Genomic DNA, 1,459 nt, shown 5'->3' on the forward strand with positions numbered 1-1,459 from the left:
ACATCACACCGGATTTAATCGCCGTCTCATAACTCTGGAAGCGTTCTTTCGGATTGGCTCGCAGTAGGTCAGCGGTATCAAATTCAACTTGGTAGCGAATGCCTTTTGTGGGTGAGTTCAGCAATAAAGCGGATTTGATTTGCTGCTCAAAGTTAGCCAGCCACGGGCGCATGGTGATTGTCAGAAAGGCGCGTGAAGCCTCGCTAAAGTTACTGTAGGTACTGTTCGAATACTCTTGCAGGAAGATAGGACTGACATTGAACATCCGGGCGATATCTTCAATGGTGAAACGGCGGGAGGCCAGCCACTCCGCATCTTGGTTACTCATGCCCAATTGCTGGTACTCCATCCCGCCCTCAAGGATCGGGGTTTTGCCTGCATTGCGGGCACCTTTATAACGTTCGAGGGCTTCCAGTGCCTTGTTGCCCTTTACCCCATCCAGCCAGTCAGCGGACTTAATCACACCGGCCGCCATCATGCCGTCTTTCATGATACTGGCACCGTGACGCTGTTGTGCCAGCCCTAAGCCCAGTGTTTCCCGGCAAATCGTGACAGGCGAGCGTCCCAAAAAGCCATCTTCGGTGGCATAGCGCAGATGCAGGATTTCTTCCTGTAGGTAAGTTTTAACCTTGCCGCTATAAGGTTCGGTGAGGGTGTAGGCAAATCGGTGATCGGATAACCGTTGCGCTACCACCGCTGACGGCGGGGAAGGGGGTAACGATTGTGGCTGACCGTCTTTGCCCCAGACAATCACCGCATAGGCGTTACCATTGAGTAAGCAATGGCGCATCAGGGTTCGCTTAAACTGAAAAGGGGTTTGGCAGTCATTAGGGCATTCGTTGAGTAAGTAATCCACCGGGTGATCGCTCAGCCATTCGCGGGACTCCGTGCCGTGATGGTTTCTCACCCGATACAGATAACAAGGCATGGTCGCCACCGCTTCACTAATGACCGTGACCGCATTCATCACGGCGGGTAATCCTTCCGCTGTAGACGGTGAAACATGCTCGCCCGATTTGGTGTTAGACACGCCCGCCAGAGAAAGAAATTCATCCATGCTCATACTGCGGGTTTCAGGGGTTTTACGCTTAAAAGGCCACATAATCACACCTCAGACAATTGCAGCCAGTAATGACGCAAATCCGCGTGGCGGGGCTTGACTGCGTTTAATGAGCGCTTGGCAATCTCTACCCCGCTTTCAGGGTAGGCGGGCATACTGGTAATGGTGATTTCCCGCAGTTCGGCTTCCAGAACGGTTCTGATATAAGGTTCCTGACCCACATCCCACTGATCCTTGGTTGCCCTGAACCCAAAGGACATGCCAGAAATATCACCCCGTTCAACCAGTGTCAGCACATCGCGCCCCAGTTGGGTATCAGGCGGGGTTAACTCAAAGCGTAATCCGGTGGCATCTTCGCTAAGCTGCAATGTGCCGGAGGTGGTACGGCCTAACAGGTTC

Annotated in this window: 2 protein-coding genes; both read right to left on the reverse strand. The window is 53.1% G+C overall.

Going from position 1 to position 1,459, the window contains the following annotated elements; translation table 11 throughout:
* A partial coding sequence (locus Xkoz_RS19070) for a phage portal protein (protein WP_099143504.1) occupies nt 1–1,102 on the reverse strand: 1,102 nt, incomplete at its 3' end.
* 2 nt (nt 1,103–1,104) lie between these two features.
* The coding region (locus tag Xkoz_RS19075; protein WP_099143505.1) for an HK97 family phage prohead protease at nt 1,105–1,459 on the reverse strand (355 nt) is incomplete at its 5' end.

This window comes from Xenorhabdus kozodoii (assembly GCF_002632875.1).
GTDB lineage: Bacteria > Pseudomonadota > Gammaproteobacteria > Enterobacterales > Enterobacteriaceae > Xenorhabdus > Xenorhabdus kozodoii.